Annotated in this window: 19 protein-coding genes and 1 pseudogene; 12 read left to right on the forward strand and 8 right to left on the reverse strand. The window is 47.1% G+C overall.

The features are described from left to right. Nucleotides 1-5: 5 nt before the first annotated feature. From gnd to BM082_RS03130, 3 genes are all read left to right on the forward strand, one after another. Nucleotides 6-1,454 (forward strand): decarboxylating NADP(+)-dependent phosphogluconate dehydrogenase, encoded by a 1,449-nt coding sequence (gnd, locus tag BM082_RS03120; RefSeq protein WP_074925248.1) that lies wholly within the window; start codon nucleotides 6-8, stop codon nucleotides 1,452-1,454. Between the two features lie 569 nt (nucleotides 1,455-2,023). After that, a complete protein-coding gene (locus tag BM082_RS03125; RefSeq protein ID WP_017014828.1) occupies nucleotides 2,024-2,281 on the forward strand; it encodes a type II toxin-antitoxin system Phd/YefM family antitoxin in 258 nt (85 codons plus the stop codon). Then, nucleotides 2,269-2,568, forward strand: a complete 300-nt coding sequence (locus tag BM082_RS03130; protein ID WP_017014829.1) for a type II toxin-antitoxin system RelE/ParE family toxin — start codon at nucleotides 2,269-2,271, stop codon at nucleotides 2,566-2,568. Before BM082_RS03125 ends, BM082_RS03130 begins: the two co-directional genes overlap by 13 nt. Nucleotides 2,569-2,615: 47 nt before the next feature. Here the strand turns inward: BM082_RS03130 and BM082_RS24715 are convergent, their stop codons facing one another. After that, nucleotides 2,616-2,726: an AraC family transcriptional regulator gene (locus BM082_RS24715; RefSeq protein ID WP_371734714.1), complete on the reverse strand. Its 111-nt coding sequence runs from the start codon at nucleotides 2,724-2,726 to the stop codon at nucleotides 2,616-2,618. Between the two features lie 191 nt (nucleotides 2,727-2,917). Here BM082_RS24715 and BM082_RS03140 point away from each other — a divergent pair, with 191 nt between their 5' ends. Beyond that, nucleotides 2,918-3,355, forward strand: a complete 438-nt coding sequence (locus tag BM082_RS03140) for a hypothetical protein (RefSeq protein WP_017014830.1) — start codon at nucleotides 2,918-2,920, stop codon at nucleotides 3,353-3,355. Between the two features lie 698 nt (nucleotides 3,356-4,053). Here the strand turns inward: BM082_RS03140 and BM082_RS03145 are convergent. The 3 genes from BM082_RS03145 to BM082_RS03155 form a co-directional block, all read right to left on the reverse strand. Beyond that, nucleotides 4,054-5,016, reverse strand: a complete 963-nt coding sequence (locus BM082_RS03145; RefSeq protein WP_017014831.1) for a transposase — start codon at nucleotides 5,014-5,016, stop codon at nucleotides 4,054-4,056. Nucleotides 5,017-5,383: 367 nt separating this feature from the next. After that, complete coding sequence (locus BM082_RS03150; RefSeq protein WP_017014832.1) at nucleotides 5,384-6,349, reverse strand: catalase family protein; 966 nt, start codon at nucleotides 6,347-6,349, stop codon at nucleotides 5,384-5,386. A 336-nt stretch (nucleotides 6,350-6,685) separates the two neighbouring features. Further along, nucleotides 6,686-7,558, reverse strand: a complete 873-nt coding sequence (locus BM082_RS03155) for a helix-turn-helix transcriptional regulator (protein ID WP_241810502.1) — start codon at nucleotides 7,556-7,558, stop codon at nucleotides 6,686-6,688. Nucleotides 7,559-7,714: 156 nt separating this feature from the next. On the opposite strand from BM082_RS03155, the gene BM082_RS03160 reads away from it, so the two are divergent. Then, nucleotides 7,715-7,921, forward strand: coding sequence for a hypothetical protein (locus BM082_RS03160; protein WP_017014834.1), 207 nt, complete (start codon nucleotides 7,715-7,717; stop codon nucleotides 7,919-7,921). A gap of 150 nt (nucleotides 7,922-8,071) precedes the next feature. On the opposite strand, the gene BM082_RS03165 is transcribed toward BM082_RS03160, so the two are convergent. Beyond that, complete coding sequence (locus BM082_RS03165; protein WP_074925249.1) at nucleotides 8,072-8,530, reverse strand: RidA family protein; 459 nt, start codon at nucleotides 8,528-8,530, stop codon at nucleotides 8,072-8,074. Nucleotides 8,531-8,755: 225 nt separating this feature from the next. On the opposite strand from BM082_RS03165, the gene BM082_RS24580 reads away from it, so the two are divergent. After that, the gene (locus BM082_RS24580) at nucleotides 8,756-8,920 is read left to right on the forward strand and encodes a VOC family protein (protein ID WP_241810501.1); all 165 of its coding nucleotides are present in this window, start codon (nucleotides 8,756-8,758) and stop codon (nucleotides 8,918-8,920) included. A 56-nt stretch (nucleotides 8,921-8,976) separates the two neighbouring features. Here BM082_RS24580 and BM082_RS03170 read toward each other — a convergent pair whose 3' ends face one another. Continuing rightward, nucleotides 8,977-10,272 (reverse strand): hypothetical protein, encoded by a 1,296-nt coding sequence (locus BM082_RS03170; RefSeq protein ID WP_017016021.1) that lies wholly within the window; start codon nucleotides 10,270-10,272, stop codon nucleotides 8,977-8,979. 293 nt (nucleotides 10,273-10,565) lie between these two features. Here BM082_RS03170 and BM082_RS25270 point away from each other — a divergent pair. From BM082_RS25270 to BM082_RS03185, 3 genes and pseudogenes are all read left to right on the forward strand, one after another. Beyond that, nucleotides 10,566-10,667: pseudogene (locus BM082_RS25270) on the forward strand (VOC family protein); the annotation flags it as partial. 201 nt (nucleotides 10,668-10,868) lie between these two features. Continuing rightward, nucleotides 10,869-11,729: a CPBP family intramembrane glutamic endopeptidase gene (locus tag BM082_RS03180; RefSeq protein WP_017014837.1), complete on the forward strand. Its 861-nt coding sequence runs from the start codon at nucleotides 10,869-10,871 to the stop codon at nucleotides 11,727-11,729. 158 nt (nucleotides 11,730-11,887) lie between these two features. Then, nucleotides 11,888-12,397: a M23 family metallopeptidase gene (locus BM082_RS03185; RefSeq protein ID WP_017014839.1), complete on the forward strand. Its 510-nt coding sequence runs from the start codon at nucleotides 11,888-11,890 to the stop codon at nucleotides 12,395-12,397. A 525-nt stretch (nucleotides 12,398-12,922) separates the two neighbouring features. Here BM082_RS03185 and yghU read toward each other — a convergent pair. After that, nucleotides 12,923-13,783, reverse strand: a complete 861-nt coding sequence (yghU, locus tag BM082_RS03190; protein ID WP_017014840.1) for a glutathione-dependent disulfide-bond oxidoreductase — start codon at nucleotides 13,781-13,783, stop codon at nucleotides 12,923-12,925. A 294-nt stretch (nucleotides 13,784-14,077) separates the two neighbouring features. On the opposite strand from yghU, the gene BM082_RS03195 reads away from it, so the two are divergent. The 3 genes from BM082_RS03195 (at nucleotide 14,078) to BM082_RS03205 (ending at nucleotide 17,858) form a co-directional block, all read left to right on the forward strand. Beyond that, nucleotides 14,078-15,400: a glycine cleavage T C-terminal barrel domain-containing protein gene (locus BM082_RS03195; protein ID WP_244275910.1), complete on the forward strand. Its 1,323-nt coding sequence runs from the start codon at nucleotides 14,078-14,080 to the stop codon at nucleotides 15,398-15,400. Next, nucleotides 15,397-16,329, forward strand: coding sequence for a methylenetetrahydrofolate reductase (locus BM082_RS03200; RefSeq protein ID WP_017014842.1), 933 nt, complete (start codon nucleotides 15,397-15,399; stop codon nucleotides 16,327-16,329). Before BM082_RS03195 ends, BM082_RS03200 begins: the two co-directional genes overlap by 4 nt. Before the next feature lie 431 nt (nucleotides 16,330-16,760). Next, nucleotides 16,761-17,858: an NADH:flavin oxidoreductase gene (locus tag BM082_RS03205; protein ID WP_244275914.1), complete on the forward strand. Its 1,098-nt coding sequence runs from the start codon at nucleotides 16,761-16,763 to the stop codon at nucleotides 17,856-17,858. Between the two features lie 186 nt (nucleotides 17,859-18,044). Here BM082_RS03205 and BM082_RS03210 read toward each other — a convergent pair whose 3' ends face one another. Then, nucleotides 18,045-19,088: a zinc ABC transporter substrate-binding protein gene (locus BM082_RS03210; RefSeq protein ID WP_074925253.1), complete on the reverse strand. Its 1,044-nt coding sequence runs from the start codon at nucleotides 19,086-19,088 to the stop codon at nucleotides 18,045-18,047. Between the last annotated feature and the right edge of the window lie 123 nt (nucleotides 19,089-19,211).

Consider the following 19,211-nt stretch of genomic DNA (forward strand, 5'->3'; position numbering starts at 1 on the left):
GATAAATGAAAGCTGATATTGCCGTAATCGGATTAGCCGTAATGGGTCAAAACCTGATCCTCAACATGAACGACAACGGCTTCAAGGTTGTTGCCTTTAACCGTACCGTCGCCAAAGTCGACGAGTTTCTTGAAGGCCCAGCGAAAGGCACCAACATCGTCGGTGCAACATCGCTAGAAGACATGGTGAGCAAGCTAGAAACGCCACGTAAAGTGATGCTAATGGTTCGCGCAGGCGACGTGGTTGATCAGTTCATCAACGCACTAGTCCCACTGCTAGACGAAGGCGACATCATCATTGATGGTGGTAACACCAACTACCCAGACACCAACCGCCGCGTGGCAGAACTACGCGAAAAAGGCATCCACTTTGTGGGTACTGGCGTTTCTGGTGGTGAAGAAGGCGCACGTTTCGGGCCTTCTATCATGCCGGGCGGCAGCCCAGAAGCATGGCCGTTCGTGAAGCCTATCTTCCAAGCAATCGCAGCGAAAACCGACGACGGCGAAGCCTGTTGTGACTGGGTTGGCCGTGAAGGCGCTGGCCACTTCGTGAAAATGGTTCACAACGGTATCGAATACGGCGACATGCAGCTGATCAGCGAAGCCTACCACTTCATGAAAGAAGGCCTAGGTATGTCGCATGACGAAATGCAAGCGACCTTCGCTGAGTGGAACAACACTGAGCTAAACAGCTACCTGATCGAAATCTCTGCTGACATTTTGGGTTACCGCGACGAAGACGGTGAACCACTGGTTGAGAAAATCATGGATGCAGCGGGCCAAAAAGGCACCGGCAAATGGACAGGTATCAACGCACTTGATCTAGGCATTCCATTGACCCTGATCACCGAGTCAGTGTTCGCACGCGTATTGTCTTCAATGAAAGACCAACGTGTTGAAGCGGCACAGCTATTCGACAACCCAATTCAGCCGGTTGAAGGCGACAAGTCAGAGTGGCTAGAAGCCCTACGCCAAGCGTTGCTTGCATCTAAAATCATCTCTTACGCGCAAGGCTTCATGCTGATCCGCGAAGCGTCTGAAGCGAACAACTGGGAACTGAACTACGGCAATGTGGCGCTCATGTGGCGTGGCGGTTGTATCATTCGTAGCGCATTCCTTGGCAACATCCGTGATGCGTTTGAAGCAAACCCAGAACTGCCGTTCCTCGGCACAGATGCGTACTTCAAAAACATCCTACAAGGCAGCCTGCCAGCATGGCGTAAAGTGGTGGCTAAGTCGTTCGAAAGCGGCCTACCAATGCCATGTATGTCGTCTGCACTGACCTTCCTGAACGGTTACACCACCGCTCGCCTTCCAGCGAACATGATTCAGGCACAACGTGACTACTTCGGCGCGCACACTTACGAGCGCACTGACAAAGCACGTGGCGAGTTCTTCCACACGAACTGGACTGGCACAGGCGGCAACATCTCGTCTACCACATACGACGTGTAAGCACCGCATGCAAATCGCCTTTTAAGCAAGGCGAATAAATACCCAAGGGCAGGATGAGAATCCTGCCCTTTTTTTGTGCCTGACGCTCACAGAAAAAAGTTGAACAAAAGTCACACAATCACTTGCAATCCCTAAGCCATTGAAGCCATCGATTTCGTGGGAGTTATGCACAGAAATTGGGGATAAGGTTGGGGTTAGTTAAGTGGGTAACTTTGTGATGAGCACGTTGTGAGGAGTTAGTCCCACATCGAGTTGGCTCATTTCTGCCCCTTTTCTTGTTTCGTCAGACAAACACATTAATCAAACCAAGCAAGATTTGACTTACTTTTTCTCATATTTATATTGCTTCCATTGATTCTAAGTAATAAATAGAGGTGGTTGAAAGTTGGCTAGTAATGTTGATTTAGTGGTCGTGAGTACTGATATCCACCGCCAAATGCAACTTTCACCAGACTCTGCGCTTTCCGTCAGAAGTATAGCGGGGACAGGCATTCAAAAATACCCACAACCTTGCCATACTCAAAGTGATAGAATAGTATCACTTTGAGTATGTCTTTGAGATAACACAGATGAAAGTAGAACTGGTAACGTCGTTGAAACGCCAAGCGACCAAAATATTGTCTGATCTGCACGAAAGCAAAGAGCCAGTGCTCATCACTGAGCACGGTAAACCATCTGCCTATCTCGTGGATGTTGAAGATTACGAGTTCATGCAGAATCGCCTTGCGCTACTGGAAGGTATCGCACGTGGCGAAAGAGCCGTTACTGAAGGAAAAGTAACCGCACATTCGGAAGCCAAGAATAAAATGTCAAAATGGCTCAAGTAGTCTGGACTGATTCAACGCTTTCCGATCTTAACGATATTGCTGAATACATCGCGCTCGACAACCTTCCTGCTGCAAAGCTAGTTGTTCAGTCAGTCTTTGACAAAGTAGAGCGACTAGAAACTTTCCCTGAATCGGGTCGAGTCCCCCATGAACTGCCACATTTGAATTATCGCGAAGTGGTCGTCAGCCCCTGCAGAGTATTCTATAAACAAGAAGCTGATACTGTATTTATCTTGTATGTCATGCGTGAAGAGCGTGAACTGCGGAAGTTTCTTTTGAGTAAGTAAAGCAGATGCAGACCTTGAGCTTCGCTTTCAACCTCTGTTTTCTTTAGCTATGACGCTCCCCGCTTAAACTGCGCCCTATATTCTCTCGGTGTCAGTTGCTTGTACTGCTTAAATTGGCGATTAAAATTCGACAGGTTTCTGTACCCAACGTTTTCCAAGAACTAACGCACAGAACTAACGGGACACACACACTTAAAATGCATGAGAAATAGCGGGGAATATATGGATTCTCCCCCGAACTAGCGATTATTTTGTTATGCGGAGCATGTCAATTATCCGCACCTGTGCCATATTATTTTTTTGCTAGTATGAAAATTAATTATATTTGTGATCAAGGAAGCAAGAAAACTTGAAAAAGTATAGCTACAGCCTAATTTGGAGGCTCAGACATTTAACCGTCATATTAGTTGCGGGAGCAGTTCCTTTTACTCTCTCTGCTATAAAGCTCGGCATTTCACCAATCCTTGAAGAACCATGGGTAGTAATATACATATGGGCTTTACTTAGCCTAATTACAATACCAAGAATTATTAGGGAGAGAGTTTTAACGCATTCTTTGTTTATTGATAAAGGAAAAGTTAAAAATACCAGAAGCAACGGAGTTATTACTAAATTTGATATAAAAGATATATCAAAAGTAACTATCGTAGATGCTTCTGAGAGCTTGAACGGTTTTAAAGAGGAAGAAATGATTGTTGAGTTAAAAAGCAATAGTGAGAAAATAATAGTTCCTGTCAATATTCTTGGGTTTAATGATCTATATGAACATTTCACTAACAATAGATAGGTTTTTTCCTGAGTTCAACTTATCTAACCCACACGGCTTAGAGCACCAATTCTGAGCCGTGTCTATCTAAAACTTCTCAGAATCAAATATTAAACATCGCTCTCCGTAGCGAACTAACGGAACACACATCTTTAAAATCGCAGAAAACCACATCACTTGTCTTTCTAGCAGTGTGCCCAAATAACACCTCTCCCCTAGATTTTAGGCAGGAAAGTAGAAGAACTCGCTGAAATTACCGAGAAGAGGTGTTTTGCAGGTAGGCGAAAACCACCAATAAGGTGGTCATTCAAAAATCGGAAGTGGTTTTGGTGATTCTAGGAGGCTGGGAGTCGAAACCCGCAAAGTCGCTTTCTCCCGAGTGACTATAGCTGGACTATAGCTGGGACAGGCACTCAAAAATGAATCAACCAAAAGCTCCAAAAGATAAGCTTAACTCGCCAGAAGCGATTTTAAACTTCCAACGAAGAAGGCAAAGGTTAATGGGATATCTTAGAAAACTAACAGGACACACATCCTTAAATGGCAGAAAACCGCATCACTTGTCTGTCTACCATGGAGCCCAAATAACACCTCTCCCCTAGATTTTAGGCAGGAAAGTAGAAGAACTCGCTGAATTTACGGGGGAATGCGTGTATTGCAGGTAGGCGAAAACCACCGGTACGGTGGTCATTCAAAAATCGGGAGTGGTTTTGGCAATTCTAGCTGGCAGGGAGTCGAAATCCGCAAAGTCGCTTTCTCCCGAGCAAGGATAAAGCCCCCTTAATGGATGACTCTGTGCCAATGAGAGTTCCTTTTTCAGCATGTTTGTAGACATCAAGCCATTCAGCGGAATCAAACCCTAAGCGGTTGAGTATTTCAGGCGTTCGGCTATCAATTTGACCACGCTTATCCTCTCGGCATTGGCGACCTGTCCAATCGACAAGTTCTAGATAATCCATCAGCCGAAAAGGAATACCCTCTGGCATGTTTTCTCTTGGGTTTCCTACAAAGGGGAACAATCCTTCTGTGGCGGTTTTATCATTTTCAATGGCGTTAATTCGCGCTTTGACACTCGTGAAATCGGACGTTTCTGGTGTGGCTGCAATCGCAGCCCTGATAGGATTTAAATCCACATAGGCCATGGCGGCAGCAAGGGCTTTTTCATCGAGTAATGCTTGGCTTTTAAACCGCCCTTCCCAAAAGTGACCGGTGCATTTGTCTTCTCGGTTGGCTTCTGACGCGATGTGTTGATTCAATAACCGCATAAACCAACTGATTGACATTAACCGCTCTCGCCAGACCTCTATTATCTCACCACATTGCTCTGATTGAGCCTCTGAGAGGCTATCGCCTTGAATAAAACGATGGATAAGTGAAGGCCCTTGATGAAATGCCAGCCATCGCTCAACAACTTCACGCTGAGTCAGGCTTTTAGCTTTGTCTGCATTGATATGGAGCACCAGATGATAATGGTTACTCATGATGGCATAAGCGCAAACATCAATACAAAACGCCCCCGCCAGTGCTAACAATCGATGTTCAATCCATGTTCGGCGGTGCTCGTAACTTTGCTGAGCCTGTTCGTCGTAACCACAAAGAAACGAACGACGCACACAACGCGAAACGCAGTGATAGTAAGGGGTGGCATCGACACTAATAAGGGATGAGCGTGCTTTTGTCATAGTTGAAGTGGTCAGTCATTGAGCAATGCGTAAAGCATATCGTCCAACCATCCAGTGTTCATCTTTTCTCTACGCTTTTGAGCTCAGGTACACAGCGCATTGAAACTGAGTAGATGCTGATTTTCTTAGAGTGTGTGTCCCTATTTGTCACCCAGGGGAATGAAAACCTGAGCATCAACACTGAACACAGTGGCAAAAACAACCTCAATATCGTCTCGCTACGCGAAACGATAAGAGCGTATTGACTTGACGCTCGGGGAGCGTCCATATATGTCCCTATTTGTCCTAATGAAAAAAAACAGAATGTGTTCTGTGTTTAACCAACACATACATAAAGCGCACCTGTGGGTGCGCTTTATGTGCTTTTTTATTTTGCGGCTTTCTCGGTGAGTCTTTTGCCGAAACTCACCGCGTAGACTGGGCTTCTTGCAAGAAGTATGGGATCACTCGATGGCTCAATACCTTTGGCCAACACCAAGGGGTCGAAGTTAATGGTGTCGCATTGACCTTCCGACTCCGTCGCGACTTTTTCAATCATCAGGGTGACAGGCGTGATGGTTTTATGAGGGCCTGTCCATTTCACTGCTGCATTGTTGATGTCATCACTAGGGTTCGCCAAAACCGCCGTCATGTCCCAAGACACACCACCATTTTCTAGACTCGCTTGAATGTTATCGAAGAAGAAATCAGAGTGCGTTTCAACGCGAACACCGTTCGCCATAGTGGGTTCGAACACCCAACGAAACGGTGTCTTCTCGCCTTGAGCATTCACAAAGAAAAAGGTATTAATGCCATTGTATGTGTGGTCTTCGTACGGCTTCACTTTCTTATCGCGCTTCGCCATATGTTTGCTAAACGCCGCCAATTCTGGATGGCTTTGCTTCATTTTTGCCACGGCATCTTTGCCTTTTACTTTTGCTTGATTCAGCGCGAGAAAAGCGTCTGGTGTTGATACCGGGAAAAAATCCAAGGTATTGAGTGCCATTCTTGTGTTGTCACCGTTAAGATCAACAATGGATAGCCCAATCCCTAACTCACCATACTTGTCGTCAGGCGCATTGTTATTCCCCCCTGAATGAGAAAACCGCCCGATGACGCGTGAAGGTGCCTTAAAGATCGCACTGTCAGAGTAGTTAGCAATCAATGACTCATTAGGAATTAGCTGCCCTTTGAAGCAAAACCCTTTGGTATGATTTCTTCTTTTTCCCTCGGTAACACCAAATTTGCCTTCAAAGGCATCAATCATTTCTCCGGGTAACTGTGGCGAAATAGCCGCCTCTGCGGTGAACGCAATCAGACCCATCAACATCATGCTTAACTTTGTTTTTTTCATCACAACCTCACTCTCTCTATAATTATTCGTACACGAACTATTCGTGATCAAACAATGATGGATGATGAATAAAAGTTCAAACGCCCTACTGTGTCTTTGTTGAGATAAGCAGGCAAAATGGGTCCAACTATTTTCTTTTCGATGACCAATGCAATCACACAGAATGAGCACCGAACCAGTCAAACAAGAATGAGACGAGATGAGGCAGGAAATGGATGCAATACAAAAAACGAAAGGACTATACCCACACTCCCTGAAGGCGCAGAATTCAGCCACGCGCTAACAAGAGTGGCGGAGGCAGGCACTCAAAAATGCCTCAACCTCTGTTTTCTTTGGCTATGACGCTCCTCGCTTAAACTGACCCCGATACTCTCTCGGGGTCAGGTGCTTGTACTGCTTAAATTGGCGGTTAAAGTTCGACAGATTTCTGTACCCAACGCTTTCCGCGATTAACCCGATGGGCTTAGTCGTCATTTGCAATTCACTGCACGCATGCCCTAAACGAAGCTTTTTCAAATACGATGAAAAGCTTTCGCCAAAGTGATCGGCAAAGAGGCGTTGAATGCTGCTGTCGCTGGCGTGAAATACCTTGCCAAGATCGGCGAGAGTGATGGGCTTTGCCATATTACGTGCCAAGTAATCACAGATTTTCTCTATCTTGGCGCGTTCGGCATCATCGATGTTGGTTTGACCCAACGCGGTCGGAAGCAGCGTTTTACTTTGGCTGTCTTGTGCCAATACTGAAAGCACTTGAAGAAAGGTCGCTAGCTGGTCGATTGGGCTGGTGTTGGGGCAATCATCTAAAAGCTGAAAGACGTCTTCTGCCGTTCGTTCCGAGAATTCAATGCAAAGCTTGGAGCGCTCAAGCAATGGGGTGAGGTTTCTCAGTTCTTCACAGCTTGCCATCAACTGTTTAATCCACGACTCGCGAAACCAAACCACGTGGGTTTCACATTGCTGTCCTTCAACGTCTTTTGATGTCACGGCGTGGGGCAGGTTCGGGCCTATCAGCATAAGATGGTTGTGACCAACGGGCGTTTCATGGTGCGATACCGCAGCTGTTCCGACAAAATGTCGGTGCAGAGCAAGCTCGTACTCTTCATGACAGTGCCAGAGTGTGGGCTTTTGTTGTTGCTTTATCTTTCTATAGCGCCATGAAAAGCCTTCACGTCTTGGTGGCTTTTCTAATGCGGTTTTCTTATGTCTCACGGTGATCACTCGGCCTTATTGCTGCTGGCCAATTTTAACAGTCTTTCAGACGAGAAAAACTAAGTTGCGGCAAAAGTACCAGTACCTGCCGTCATCGTATCAATCTGCTTTTTTCATCTCGCTATAGTGTTGTTACTCCCACTAAAACGAGGCGAAATGATGCTTAGAAATATCATTCAACTGATTGAAAAAAATAAAGAATACTGGCTTAAAGACCTCGCAGGGTTCTATGGAAAAGAATATGGGCTGGGTTGGAGAAGTGTCGGTTTTAGCAACGAGAGTGCATTGAAAAGTGCGTTGCACCAACAAGAAAAACAAGACGCGTATAGTCAAATTCAACGCATCCGATTTGACGAGAGCTAATCACACCTATGGGGATAGTTCGGAGTATCACTGCTTTAATAGCTACCCGATGGGCGCGTTTACTGGCGCGATGCTAGGTGTCGTACCTTTTGCGTGGGGGCGCAACACCTAGCAAATTCCCGTGACGGTCACTTGATAACGTTCTCCCTATCAATCAACCGCTGCAATACATTCCACTTCTACTTTTGCACCCAATGCCAACCCAGTGGCACCGATTGCACTTCTCGCTGGGTATCGGTCAGAAAAATACCTTTTGTAGATGCCGTTGAACGTCTGCCATTCAGACATGTCTGCGAGTAAGACGGTGCACTTCACCAGATCGCTCATGGCATAGCCATTTGCGCTGAGCGATGTTTTGATGTTTTCCATCGTCTGCTTTGATTCCGCTTCTATTCCGCCCGGAGCTAAGGTGAGTGTGCCCGGCAAAATACCGATCTGCCCCGACAGGTAGAGGGTTTTACCCACTCTTACGGCCTCTGAAAAAGGAAGTGTCTTAGGAAGCACAGCGCCGGAGTTAAGAAACTCGATACCTTCATGCTGTTTTGCCAATACAGGTTGAACAGTGAGAATGCTGAAACCGACCGTGAATAAGATGAAGAGATGTCGCATGTTAGTTTCCTTACGTTTGACTATCGATGCGCGTCGCGGATTAAGCGAGTAAAAACCGACGCGAGAATGACAGCTATCAGCGAGTAAAGAGATGAGATAGCTGGAAGTGAGACGAATTAGGACGGGGTTTGGATGCAACAGCAGCGTTGTGATGAAAGCCTTCAAAACTGACATAGAGCACTACGGCGCTGGCGGCGCATTGGTAAAAAATAAGGCGCTAGCCCTGTGACTGGCGGCACTATCGTTTACTTTGGCGTTGAAGATTGTGCTGTCGAAGAATCTCGAATTGAAGCGTCTGGCGGTCAGGTGATTAAACCTAAAATGTCGATCGGTGAGTTTGGCTTTGTCTGTGTGTGTGCATGGATACCGAAGGTAACTTGTTTGGATTAAGTTCCATGGTTTTGGCCGTTGAAAAAAGCGCACTTAAGGTGCGCTTTTCATGTCTGCTATCGCACAGGTTTATCTACAGAAAACCAGGTAAATACCTTCAAGGGTGCCAACACTTTGCTCTCGGCTTTCTTCTTCAAAAACTGGAAGCTGATATAAACCGTGACGGGCAAGAGATACATAGCAAATGCCACTATGATGAGGCTTGCGTGCGTTGCACTCATGATGAATAACAGCAAATCAATGAAAAAGACGGCAACAAAACAGGAGTACGTCAGTTTCGCGACGACGGGGAATAACATGCTCTGCTTCTTACACTTTTTGGCGCCGTAATCGACAAGTTGATAGCCAGCCATAACCATGAAGACCAAGCCCATAAAGGCATACTTCATGTTCTCCCACAGCGAGAAGTAGTGCTGCAGAATGAATTGCTTCACGCCAATGAAGGCAGTCATGAATGGCTCTATGGCAGAAAGAAAACCTGCCGGTGCTCCGTTGCTTATTGTCAGATTAAGCATGAAAAATAGCGACACAGACACGGCCAACGCGCTTGGAACCGCCAGCAGCATGACACGTTTTGCAGATACGGCTTCTCTCATCACTTTTTGAACAAGATGCCGAGACTTGGCGATTTCATTTCTTACCTTTTGAAACGTGAGCGGCGAGAGAAAAGGAAATTGCGCCAAAAGCACATCATTGTCTTGCTGCGATTCGACAAGGGTTAAGAACGGAGAGTTGTTCAGCGGAGAGCCGGAAAGAGGTTGTTTGCTGCTTTTAGTTTTCGGGCAGACTTCACTAACACGATGCAGGATTGTGTCGATGTAGCGAGAGGCCGTCGATTCCAGTTTATCATGGCCGTTTACATGAACCGCTAGGCTACCTTTCTCATCGCGCATACCGCAAATATGGAAGGCTCGTTCTTCACCTCCCATGTCTAACACCATCCGGCTCACTGGTATAACGCCTTGGCCAGAATCTCCTAACGGCGCGTCCCAAATGATGTGTTCAATAAACGCACCTTGATCCAAGATCGACATATCATTCAGCGTATCTCGGCGCAAAAACGCGATTCTCCGTCCTTTTCCGACGGCGTTAATTGCCCAAACATCGGCCTCTGTCGCTCTGCAATAAAAACGCTTTTTATCCGCGGTTTCATCGTCGTTAGGCAATGTACGCCAACCCGCTTTGCTTGTTCGCTGTGAGGCTTCAGCTTCCATTCGAACGCCAATGTATGCCCACTCTTGTAATGACACAAGACGGATTGACGTTTCAAAGTACGCTTCATGGGTTGTTTTTAACGCATTAAAAAACGAATCAAATGCTTCACGTAACTGAATGTCTAAGCCCGATATCACGACTACTCCACGGTGTATTCCAGCTGAAAACTGCGCTCATAATGAGGTAAGGAAGGAGAAAAGACAAAAGCTATAAGAAGACAATTTGCAGTAAAAACAAAGTGATGAAAAAACGCGCCAGTTACGGTCACCATTTGACCAGTGATGACAAAAAATCGCGATGCGCATCTACGGTCAATACGGATCTCACCACTTAGCGCACCTCATCGGACAGTCACTTTAAACGCAATTTTCCAAAGAGCTGCAAGAAAAACCTATCCCATTTCCCGCACCTTGATGACTGAGAAATGCCCAAAGAAGCAGTTCTAAGTGACCCTTCAGGAAATATGATGAAGTTATATTGGGCCGGGGAGAATCGGCTAAATCCACCGTGGAAAATTGAAGAAAGCGCCTAACCACTTGGCGAAGCGGGTTCTTCATGCCTCTTATACTCCTGTTCAATGAAGATGCTTGATTCTCAGAAAAATGAGGATCAAGCTAGGTGTTAACTGATAAATTCATCTCTCTCCGTAAAATCAGTTCAAACACCAGTAAAGGTCATTGGATACGTAACAAATGGCTATATCACCCAACCCAACCTATAAGAGGCGAATCCTTTGACATTACAAGCCATTGCGTGGTTATGGGTTCCATTATTCCTTGCGATAACAGCCAGCTTCGCGCGTCAGAAAGCGACCTCTTTCGCAATGCTTGGTTTTTTCTTGGTAGGTGCATTTGTATTTGAGCGTATTGATCTTTTCGCATTACTGAGTACGCTCTCCATTTTCGGTCTCGCGTATTATTTACCCTTACAACCAACCTCAAGCAGGTGGACTCTCCAGCTCGCTGTCGGCTGGGGGATATTAATCGTTTGGTCTGTGATGCTCTTTTTGCACTTAGTGCCGGGATTCAATAACCTTCAAGTGCTCGATAATGTCATCGCGGGCCCAAACAGTGCGCCTTTTTCTCTGTATTTGAATGTCGATAAGCCACTGGCCTTCTTCGCCCTGCTATTGGCGTATCCTATGTTGCTTGGTCAGCAAGCCCCTGAGGCAAAGAGAAAGACACAACTCTCCCTTGTGTTGATCGCACTACTATTCTTGTTCTCTCTCCTCCCTATTGCTGCGTATCTTGGCGCCCTGAAACCTGAACTGCACCTACCGCCTTGGTGGTGGTTATTTGCATTGAACAATCTGCTGTTAACGTGTGTGGCCGAAGAAGCGCTGTTTCGAGGTCTGATTCAACAATCACTCAGTCGCCGTTTTGATTGGCGAATCGCTTTGATCATCGCGAGCCTTCTGTTTGGTATTGCTCATTTTTCTGGCGGTATATTGTTAGTGGTATTTGCGACGCTGGCGGGCTTGGGGTACGGCTTTATTTTTCATGTAACGGGTCGTTTGTGGTGCGCCGTACTTGCTCATTTTCTGTTTAACTTTGCACACCTTGCCTTTTTTACTTATCCCGTTGTTTCAAGCTAGATCGTAACGATTTCGACGTCTTTCTTCGCGTTGCTTCTCGCCTTTAACAAGACGCTGACATACACGTTAGCGTCTGTGTTTATCTTGTTATTCTTCATGCAGTTTTTTGATTGTGCCTCTGCGGCAAATCGATAGACGATCGTTAAAGGAATAACAACATGAAACGGTTATTGCTCTTGCTTCTTATCCTCTTCGTGACCGGGCTATTCATGCCCTCTGATGCCATCATTCCTGTTAAAAATGCCAAATGTAATGATTGGAATGCCAAAACGTTTTGGTTTGAGCCGTGGGGAACGTCGGGGGTTCACAAAGGCATTGATGTGTTTGCCAAAGAAGGCACGCCATTGCTTGCGGCGACGAGTGGATGGGTGACGTATTCAGGGGACATCAGTAAAGGAGGAAAAGTCATTGCGATTCTGGGGCCTAAGTGGCGCATTCATTACTACGCCCATCTAAAAGACATTTCCCCGACACTAGGTCGTTGGGTTTCCCAAGGCGACGAGATTGGCTCCGTAGGGCGAACAGGAAATGCCATAAATAAGCCCGCGCATCTGCACTACTCTGTGCTGACGCTAGCGCCCTATCCGTGGCGGGCAACCACTGAAACCCAAGGCTGGAAGAAGATGTTTTATCTTGACCCCGCCAGTGCGTTTGGGGTTTGTGGTTAGAACTTTATACTCAACGCGGGGGCTATCTCGGCGCCCCGCCACTCCATACCTCATCGTTTAAATTTCAATATATTGAGGCCACAAGCGGCTAAGCCACGCCTTCTATCCAGCGAGACAATTGTTGATCTTGCTTAATCACGTTGAAACTCCCTCCAATTCTGCCGCGAGCGTTATGCCCTATCATTGCTATGTAAGAACAATTCAGAAAGAACCAGACAGACAGACACTCTAACTCTCTTCAAACGTTACGAAATACAAAGATCTTGTGATCTCTTATCGCTATTTACACTACCTCGAAAAATGACAGACCGGACGGTCGGTTTGCTCTCTTCAGGTGTTGATATGGATAAAAAGCAGCAAGTCATGCAGGTGACGATCTCGCTATTCGCAATTCAAGGGTACGAGAGAACCTCGATACGTGTCGAACGGATAAGTTCGTTACGCCTATCACCGCTCGAAACCTTCCACACAAAAACAAAAAAAGCGCACCTAAAGTGCGCTTTTCATCTTTAGTGCAATGAGAAACTACGGACGCAGTTTCAACACGTTATCAATGTCTTCAGCTGAATGGCGCTCAGGCACTTTTTCCCACTCTTCGCCAAACGGGCGGTTGACCACGCGACCGCGTTGCACACCTTCACGTTCTTCAAGCTGTTTCGCCCAACGCATAACGTGGGTGTAGGTATGCACACTCAAAAACTCTGCCGCGTCATACGCGTTGCCGAGCACCAAGTTGCCGTACCATGGCCAAATCGCCATGTCAGCGATGGTGTATTCTTCACCCGCAACAAAGGTGTTGTTAGCAAGTTGCTTATCAAGCACATCTAGCTGACGTTTGGCTTCCATTGCGAAGCGATTAATCGGGTATTCTTGCTTCACATCAGCGTACGCATAGAAGTGACCAAAACCGCCACCAAGGAAAGGGGCAGACCCTTGCGCCCAGAATAGCCAGTTCAAGGTTTGCGTGCGTGCAGGGCCGCTTGCTGGAAGGAATTTGCCGAACTTCTCTGCCAAGTGCATCAAAATAGACGCTGACTCAAACACGTTAACCGGCTCCGCCCCTGTTTTGTCCAACAGCGCAGGGATTTTCGAGTTCGGGTTTACACCCACAAAGCCAGACGAGAACTGATCAGATTCGCCGATGTTGATCAAATACGCATCATATTCTGCCTCGGTAATACCAAGCGCTAACAGTTCTTCGAACATGATGGTGACTTTTTGGCCATTTGGCGTGCCAAGCGAATAAAGCTGGAAACCGTGCTCGCCAACAGGCAAATCACGATCAAATCGGGCACCTGATACTGGGCTGTTAATGTTAGCCCACTTGTTACCACTGCTTGCTTCATTCGCCCAGACTTTCGGCGGCGTATACTGGTTATCGCTCATCACTTCTCCTTGAAACCCAATGACTGACTCGTTGCTTGGGTATATGTGCTTGTTACGTAAGCAACACTTTAGCATTAGCTTTTATCCTTTCCTAAAAATTACGCAAAGTGGTTGCCATGCAATGCCATTCGGGTGGTCTGCATTCAACACAAATTTGGCGTATTTGCTTTTTACAGTGTCGCGTGTTGAATGACTCCCTCCAAAGAAAGGGCGCATTTTGTGTGAAATCCTAAGCGCGATTGGCGCAGGCATGGAAGGAGGATTGGCGAGATGATGAACGAAGACAGAGATAGCATGCAGACTCGGACGGCTGTAGCGCGTCATAACACGGAGGTGAATCAATCTGGACGTCACGTCCCGATAAACTTGCGCCAATCCGGGTCTACACCCATAGAGTTACTGATCTCGACACGCGTTCGTAAGTCGCCATATTGGCATTTGTCTGTTGAAGCGGGTTGCTGGCGCGCGACGGTCTACAACCGCATGTATCACCCTCGCAATTATGCGCTTCCTGAAGACGGTGGCGCGATGGCGGAATACCATGCCTTGGTGAATCATGTCACCATGTGGAATGTGGCAGTCGAGCGTCAGATCCAAGTGAAAGGGCCAGACGCAGAGAAGTTCGTCGACTTCGTGATAACGCGTGCCGCTAACCTCATCAAACCCATGCGCGCAAAATATGTAATTCTCTGCAATGAACAAGGCGGGATTCTCAATGATCCAGTGTTGCTTCGCGTTGCCGAGGATGAATTTTGGTTCTCGATTTCAGACAGCGACATCGAATTCTGGCTGCGCGGCGTGAATGTCGGCAAAGGCTTTGATGTCACCATCGCGGAAATTGATGTTGCCCCCGTTCAAATACAAGGCCCTAAGTCTGAAGCCTTGATGACAGATCTCTTCGGTCCTGCCGTCAGTGACATTCCCTTTTATGGACTGATGGAAGGGAACCTAAACGGTGTCGACGTCATCATTTCCCAAACCGGATGGTCAGGAGAGAAAGGCTACGAAGTCTATTGTAAAGACGCGACCTTGAATGCAGAAACCGTGTGGTATGGCGTGCTCGAGGCAGGTAAAGCCCATGATTTGATGGTGATTGCACCTGCGAATCACCGCCGTATCGCGGCGGGTATTTTGTCTTGGGGACAAGATATTGATCAGGAAGTCTCGCCTTTTCAATGTAACTTGGCGTATCAAGTACCACGAGACAAAGAAGGCGACTACGTGGGTAAGGCCGCGTTAGAAAAAGCGCGAGAGGATATTGAGGCCGGCAACTCGCCCTACCCGCTTTGTATGGTGGGGATCGTGTTTGGCGGTGAACCGGTGACGGATTACGCCAATGACTTCTGGCTTATTTATGATGGGGCTGTTGAGAGTAAGGGAAGTCAGGGCGGAAATGATGCTATTGGGTATGTGACCTCTCCATGGTTTAGCCCTGAATTAGAAACCAATATTGCGTTGTGTTTTGTGCCTTGGCATATGAAGGAAACCGGTACGGCATTGAGCCTAGCCTTGCCCGCTGAGTATGGTGGGGAACGTGTGAATGCAACCATTGTTAATGTGCCTTTTCGACCTTCTGCAAATCCAAATTCACGCGACGTCAAAAAGGCGAACCAATGACGATGATAGATCACGAGGTCAACGACATGAGCCGCACTTCTGAACCTCTTTATTCATCACAAACGGGAATGGACTTGCTGACGAATGCCTCTCTCGAAGCAACACCTAAGCAAATAAGCGCGTTGGTGGCGTCGAGTGAAAACGGACAGCCTCCTCATTGGTTGATAAAGGGCAGCTGTGTTTATGTCCCTTTTCTCCCTGACGCACAATTTGAAAATGCATTCTCTACCTGCGAGCAATTGCTCGCATGGGGAATGCAACCCATTCCCCACCTCCCCGCAAGAGCGGTTCCCAGTGATGCGGTTTTACATCAATGGCTCGCGCGATTGCAGGACATTGGTGTGACGCAACTGTTGTTGATTGCAGGTGACATAAAAGAACCGCAAGGGCCTTATGCCGACACGCTGTCTTTGTTGGCATCCGATCACCTATTGCATTACGGATTTACTGGCTTCGGCTTTGCGGCGCATCCAGAAGGACATCCTTTGGTGGATGCGCATACCATGAAGCAGGCGCTCGAATTCAAATGTGATTATGCAAAACAAAACGGGCTGTCATGCTGGGTGGTGACACAGTTTTCATTCGATAACGCAGCGCTGACGCGTTGGTTGGATGAATTCCAAGTGATGGACTTGGGTGTTCCTGTTTTCTTGGGTCTCGCGGGGCCGACTAAAATGAAGAACCTACTTGCTTATGCCGCGCAATGTGGGGTGGCGACATCAGCCAAAATGCTGACGAAATACAGCAGTGTGGCGAGGTTGTTGCGCCCATGGACACCCACAGAGGTGTTTGATGCGTTGGCTCATTATCAAGCAACACATCTCAACTCTCCCTTAAAAGGCGTACATCTTTTTCCGTTTGGTGGGCTTAAGCAATCAAGCGAATGGATAACGGCACAGAAAGTGTTGGTGAACGCGGAAAATCGTTAACTGTCGTTAACGGCAGTTAGCGACATTGCCACTCAATGATCTGGCTGGAATAGAGGTTATTTCTGTTCCAGCCCATCTCTTTTTAGTCGCTCTGGTTTTTGTCGATCTGGTATTAGCCAATCTGGTTTTAGCCAATCATCATGAAAAAGCCGTTTAGTGAGACTGAACGGGTTCTTGTTCCCCCCTAGACTTTCTGTCTATTTACTGTCTTTTTGCTCTCTTTCGCGTTCATTTCTTGTCTCTTTCTTATGCGAGAGTGTCGCTCACTTAATCTAGATTAAGTTTTGCCTGCCATCTTCTCTGTACTATCCGCTCGAATCAGTGCCCATGCTCAATGGGTCACTCGCGTAAAACGATTTTAATGAGGATGAGACTTGAGTTCTTTGTTTACTGAAACCCGCATCGGCACCATGACACTTAAAAACCGCTTCATGAGAAGTGCGACGTGGGAAAATATGGCGACAGAAGATGGCCATATGACAGATAAGCTTTACGCCATCTATGAAGAGCTCGCTCAAGGTGAGATCGGCTTGATCGTGACCGGTTACGCTAACATCGTTGAAGAAGAAAAGCCTAACGCGGACATGATGGGCATGTATAACGACTCGTTTATCGAGGAATACAAAAAGCTCACTGAACTGGTTCACAACCACGATGCTAACATAGTGATGCAATTGGCGTATGGAGGCACGAAAACCACGCATGACCTTGGCGAACGCGTGATTTATGCACCAAGTGAAGTACCAGAAAAAGGGACGCAAACACTTGGCAAAGCCATGACCAAAGATGAAATTGATTACATTGTTGATGCGTTTGCCAAAGCATCATTAAGAGCACAGCAATCGGGTTTCGATGGCGTAGAAATTCACGCTGCCCACACATACTTGATCAACCAGTTCTTAAGCCCTTATTACAACCAACGTGAAGACGAATATGGCGGTAGCTTAGAAAATCGCATGCGATTCTTGCTAGAGATCTACGCGGCAACACGCCAGCTAGTCGGCGACGATTTCCCTATCTTGGTGAAGCTCACCGCCTCAGAGTTTTTTGAGGGCGGCGCAACCTTCGATGAAACCCGGTTAGTGTGTAAAAAGCTCGAAGAAGTGGGCGTTGATGGCATCGTGATGTCTGGCAACATTCATGGTAAAGCCGACACCATGATTGGCGAATCACACGATGGCTATACGATTCAAGCAGAAGGCTACTTTCATGAATACGGCCACGCAATCAGCCAAGATGTGAACATCCCAGTGATCACCGTGGGTGGCCTCACTGACTTTGATGCCATTGAAGCCATCGCGAACAACACGGGTATTGAATACTTCGCCCTGTCACGCCCTTTGCTCTCTGAGCCACACCTTGTGAAGCGCTGGAAAGAAGGCGATCGAAGCCCTGTAGAATGCGAGAGATGTTCGAAGTGTCGTACCAAGCGCGGTAACTTCTGCGTCGTGAACAAAGACAGAAAAGTCCAGCTTGCGCGTATGTCGTCGCGTAATCTGTCTTCGCGTAGGCTGTCTTCGTTGCTCTGATTCGGATCCTGTCTGAGCGAGCGCAACTTAGCGCCTAGATAGAGAATCCAGCTAATTCACCACGAAAAAGTCTGGCTGGAATAAGAGATGACTCTTGCTCCAGCCAGACGTGTTTTAGCCAGCAATTGTTTTAGCGAGCAAATGTTGGCATGCCTAAGCGTGCAAAGGCGATGCCTCCATGTAGAACTATTTACACTGGCTTAGGCTGTTTACCATGGCTTCAATCAGTGCTTGATAGTGCTTGCTCCCCTCTGGAATACTTGCGCCCAACGGGTCCATCACACCAATAGTGGTAATACTGGTGCCTTCAAACACATTCTTCACCAAACCTGGGTTGTATTGAGGTTCGGTAAACACGCAGTTCACATTGAGTTTTTGAACCGTCTCTCTGATTTCTTTGATGCGTTTCGGGCTTGGATCTTCAGCATCCCCTAACGAGATTGCCCCTGTTGCTATCACGTTAAAACGCTTTTCAAAATACTGGTAGGCATCGTGGAAAACGATGAACTTTACGTCTCCGAGTTTGCTTACGTTGGCATTGGTGTCTGCAATAAGTGCATTGAGTGATGCGGTCGCTTCAGCAGCATTGTTTTTATACGTTGATGCATTATCAGGATCGACGGCTGATAATTTTTCTTGAATCACTGCTACCCATGCTTTGGCGTTTTCAGGGTCAAGCCATGCGTGTGGGTCATTACCGTGGTGATCGTGTCCATGGTGACCGCCCTCAACTTTGTGCGCGTCGTGGTCGTCGTGGTCTTTATGACCATCATGATCTTTATGTTCGTCATGATGTTTTTCATCATCATGATGCTCGTCTTCGTCGTGATGCTCATCATCATGGTGTTCATCGCCATGATCACTGTGGGCTTCAAACGTCGCCCCTTCACGGTATTCATGGGTATGCGTTTCTTCCAATGCGAGCATTTCGACTTTCTGCGCTGAACCCGCGACATTGTCTAAGGCTTTTTCTAGCCAAGGTGTCAGCCCTTCTCCGATCCAAAACACCACATCCGCGTTCGCCAATGCTGACGCTTGAGACGGTCGCAGCGTGTATTCATGAGGTGATGCTTCAGCAGGAATCAATAAATCGGGTTCACCAACGCCTTCCATGACTTGGCTAACCAGTGAGTGAAGCGGCGCAATATCAACCGCCACGCTTGGGTTTGAATGGGCAGTAAAAGACATGCTTAAGCCAAAAGCGGCGCAAGCAAAAACTGAGTGACGCATGAAGTTCTCCCTTCCATATGGTCATTTATCGATGAGTGGTAAATTTAATTGTTATGTTATAACATAACAAACATATCAGGCGTCACTCCCTGAATCTAGCGCTGTTTGATTTTTAGGTTGTAT

The sequence above is a fragment of the Enterovibrio norvegicus DSM 15893 genome (assembly GCF_900115495.1).
Lineage (GTDB): Bacteria > Pseudomonadota > Gammaproteobacteria > Enterobacterales > Vibrionaceae > Enterovibrio > Enterovibrio norvegicus.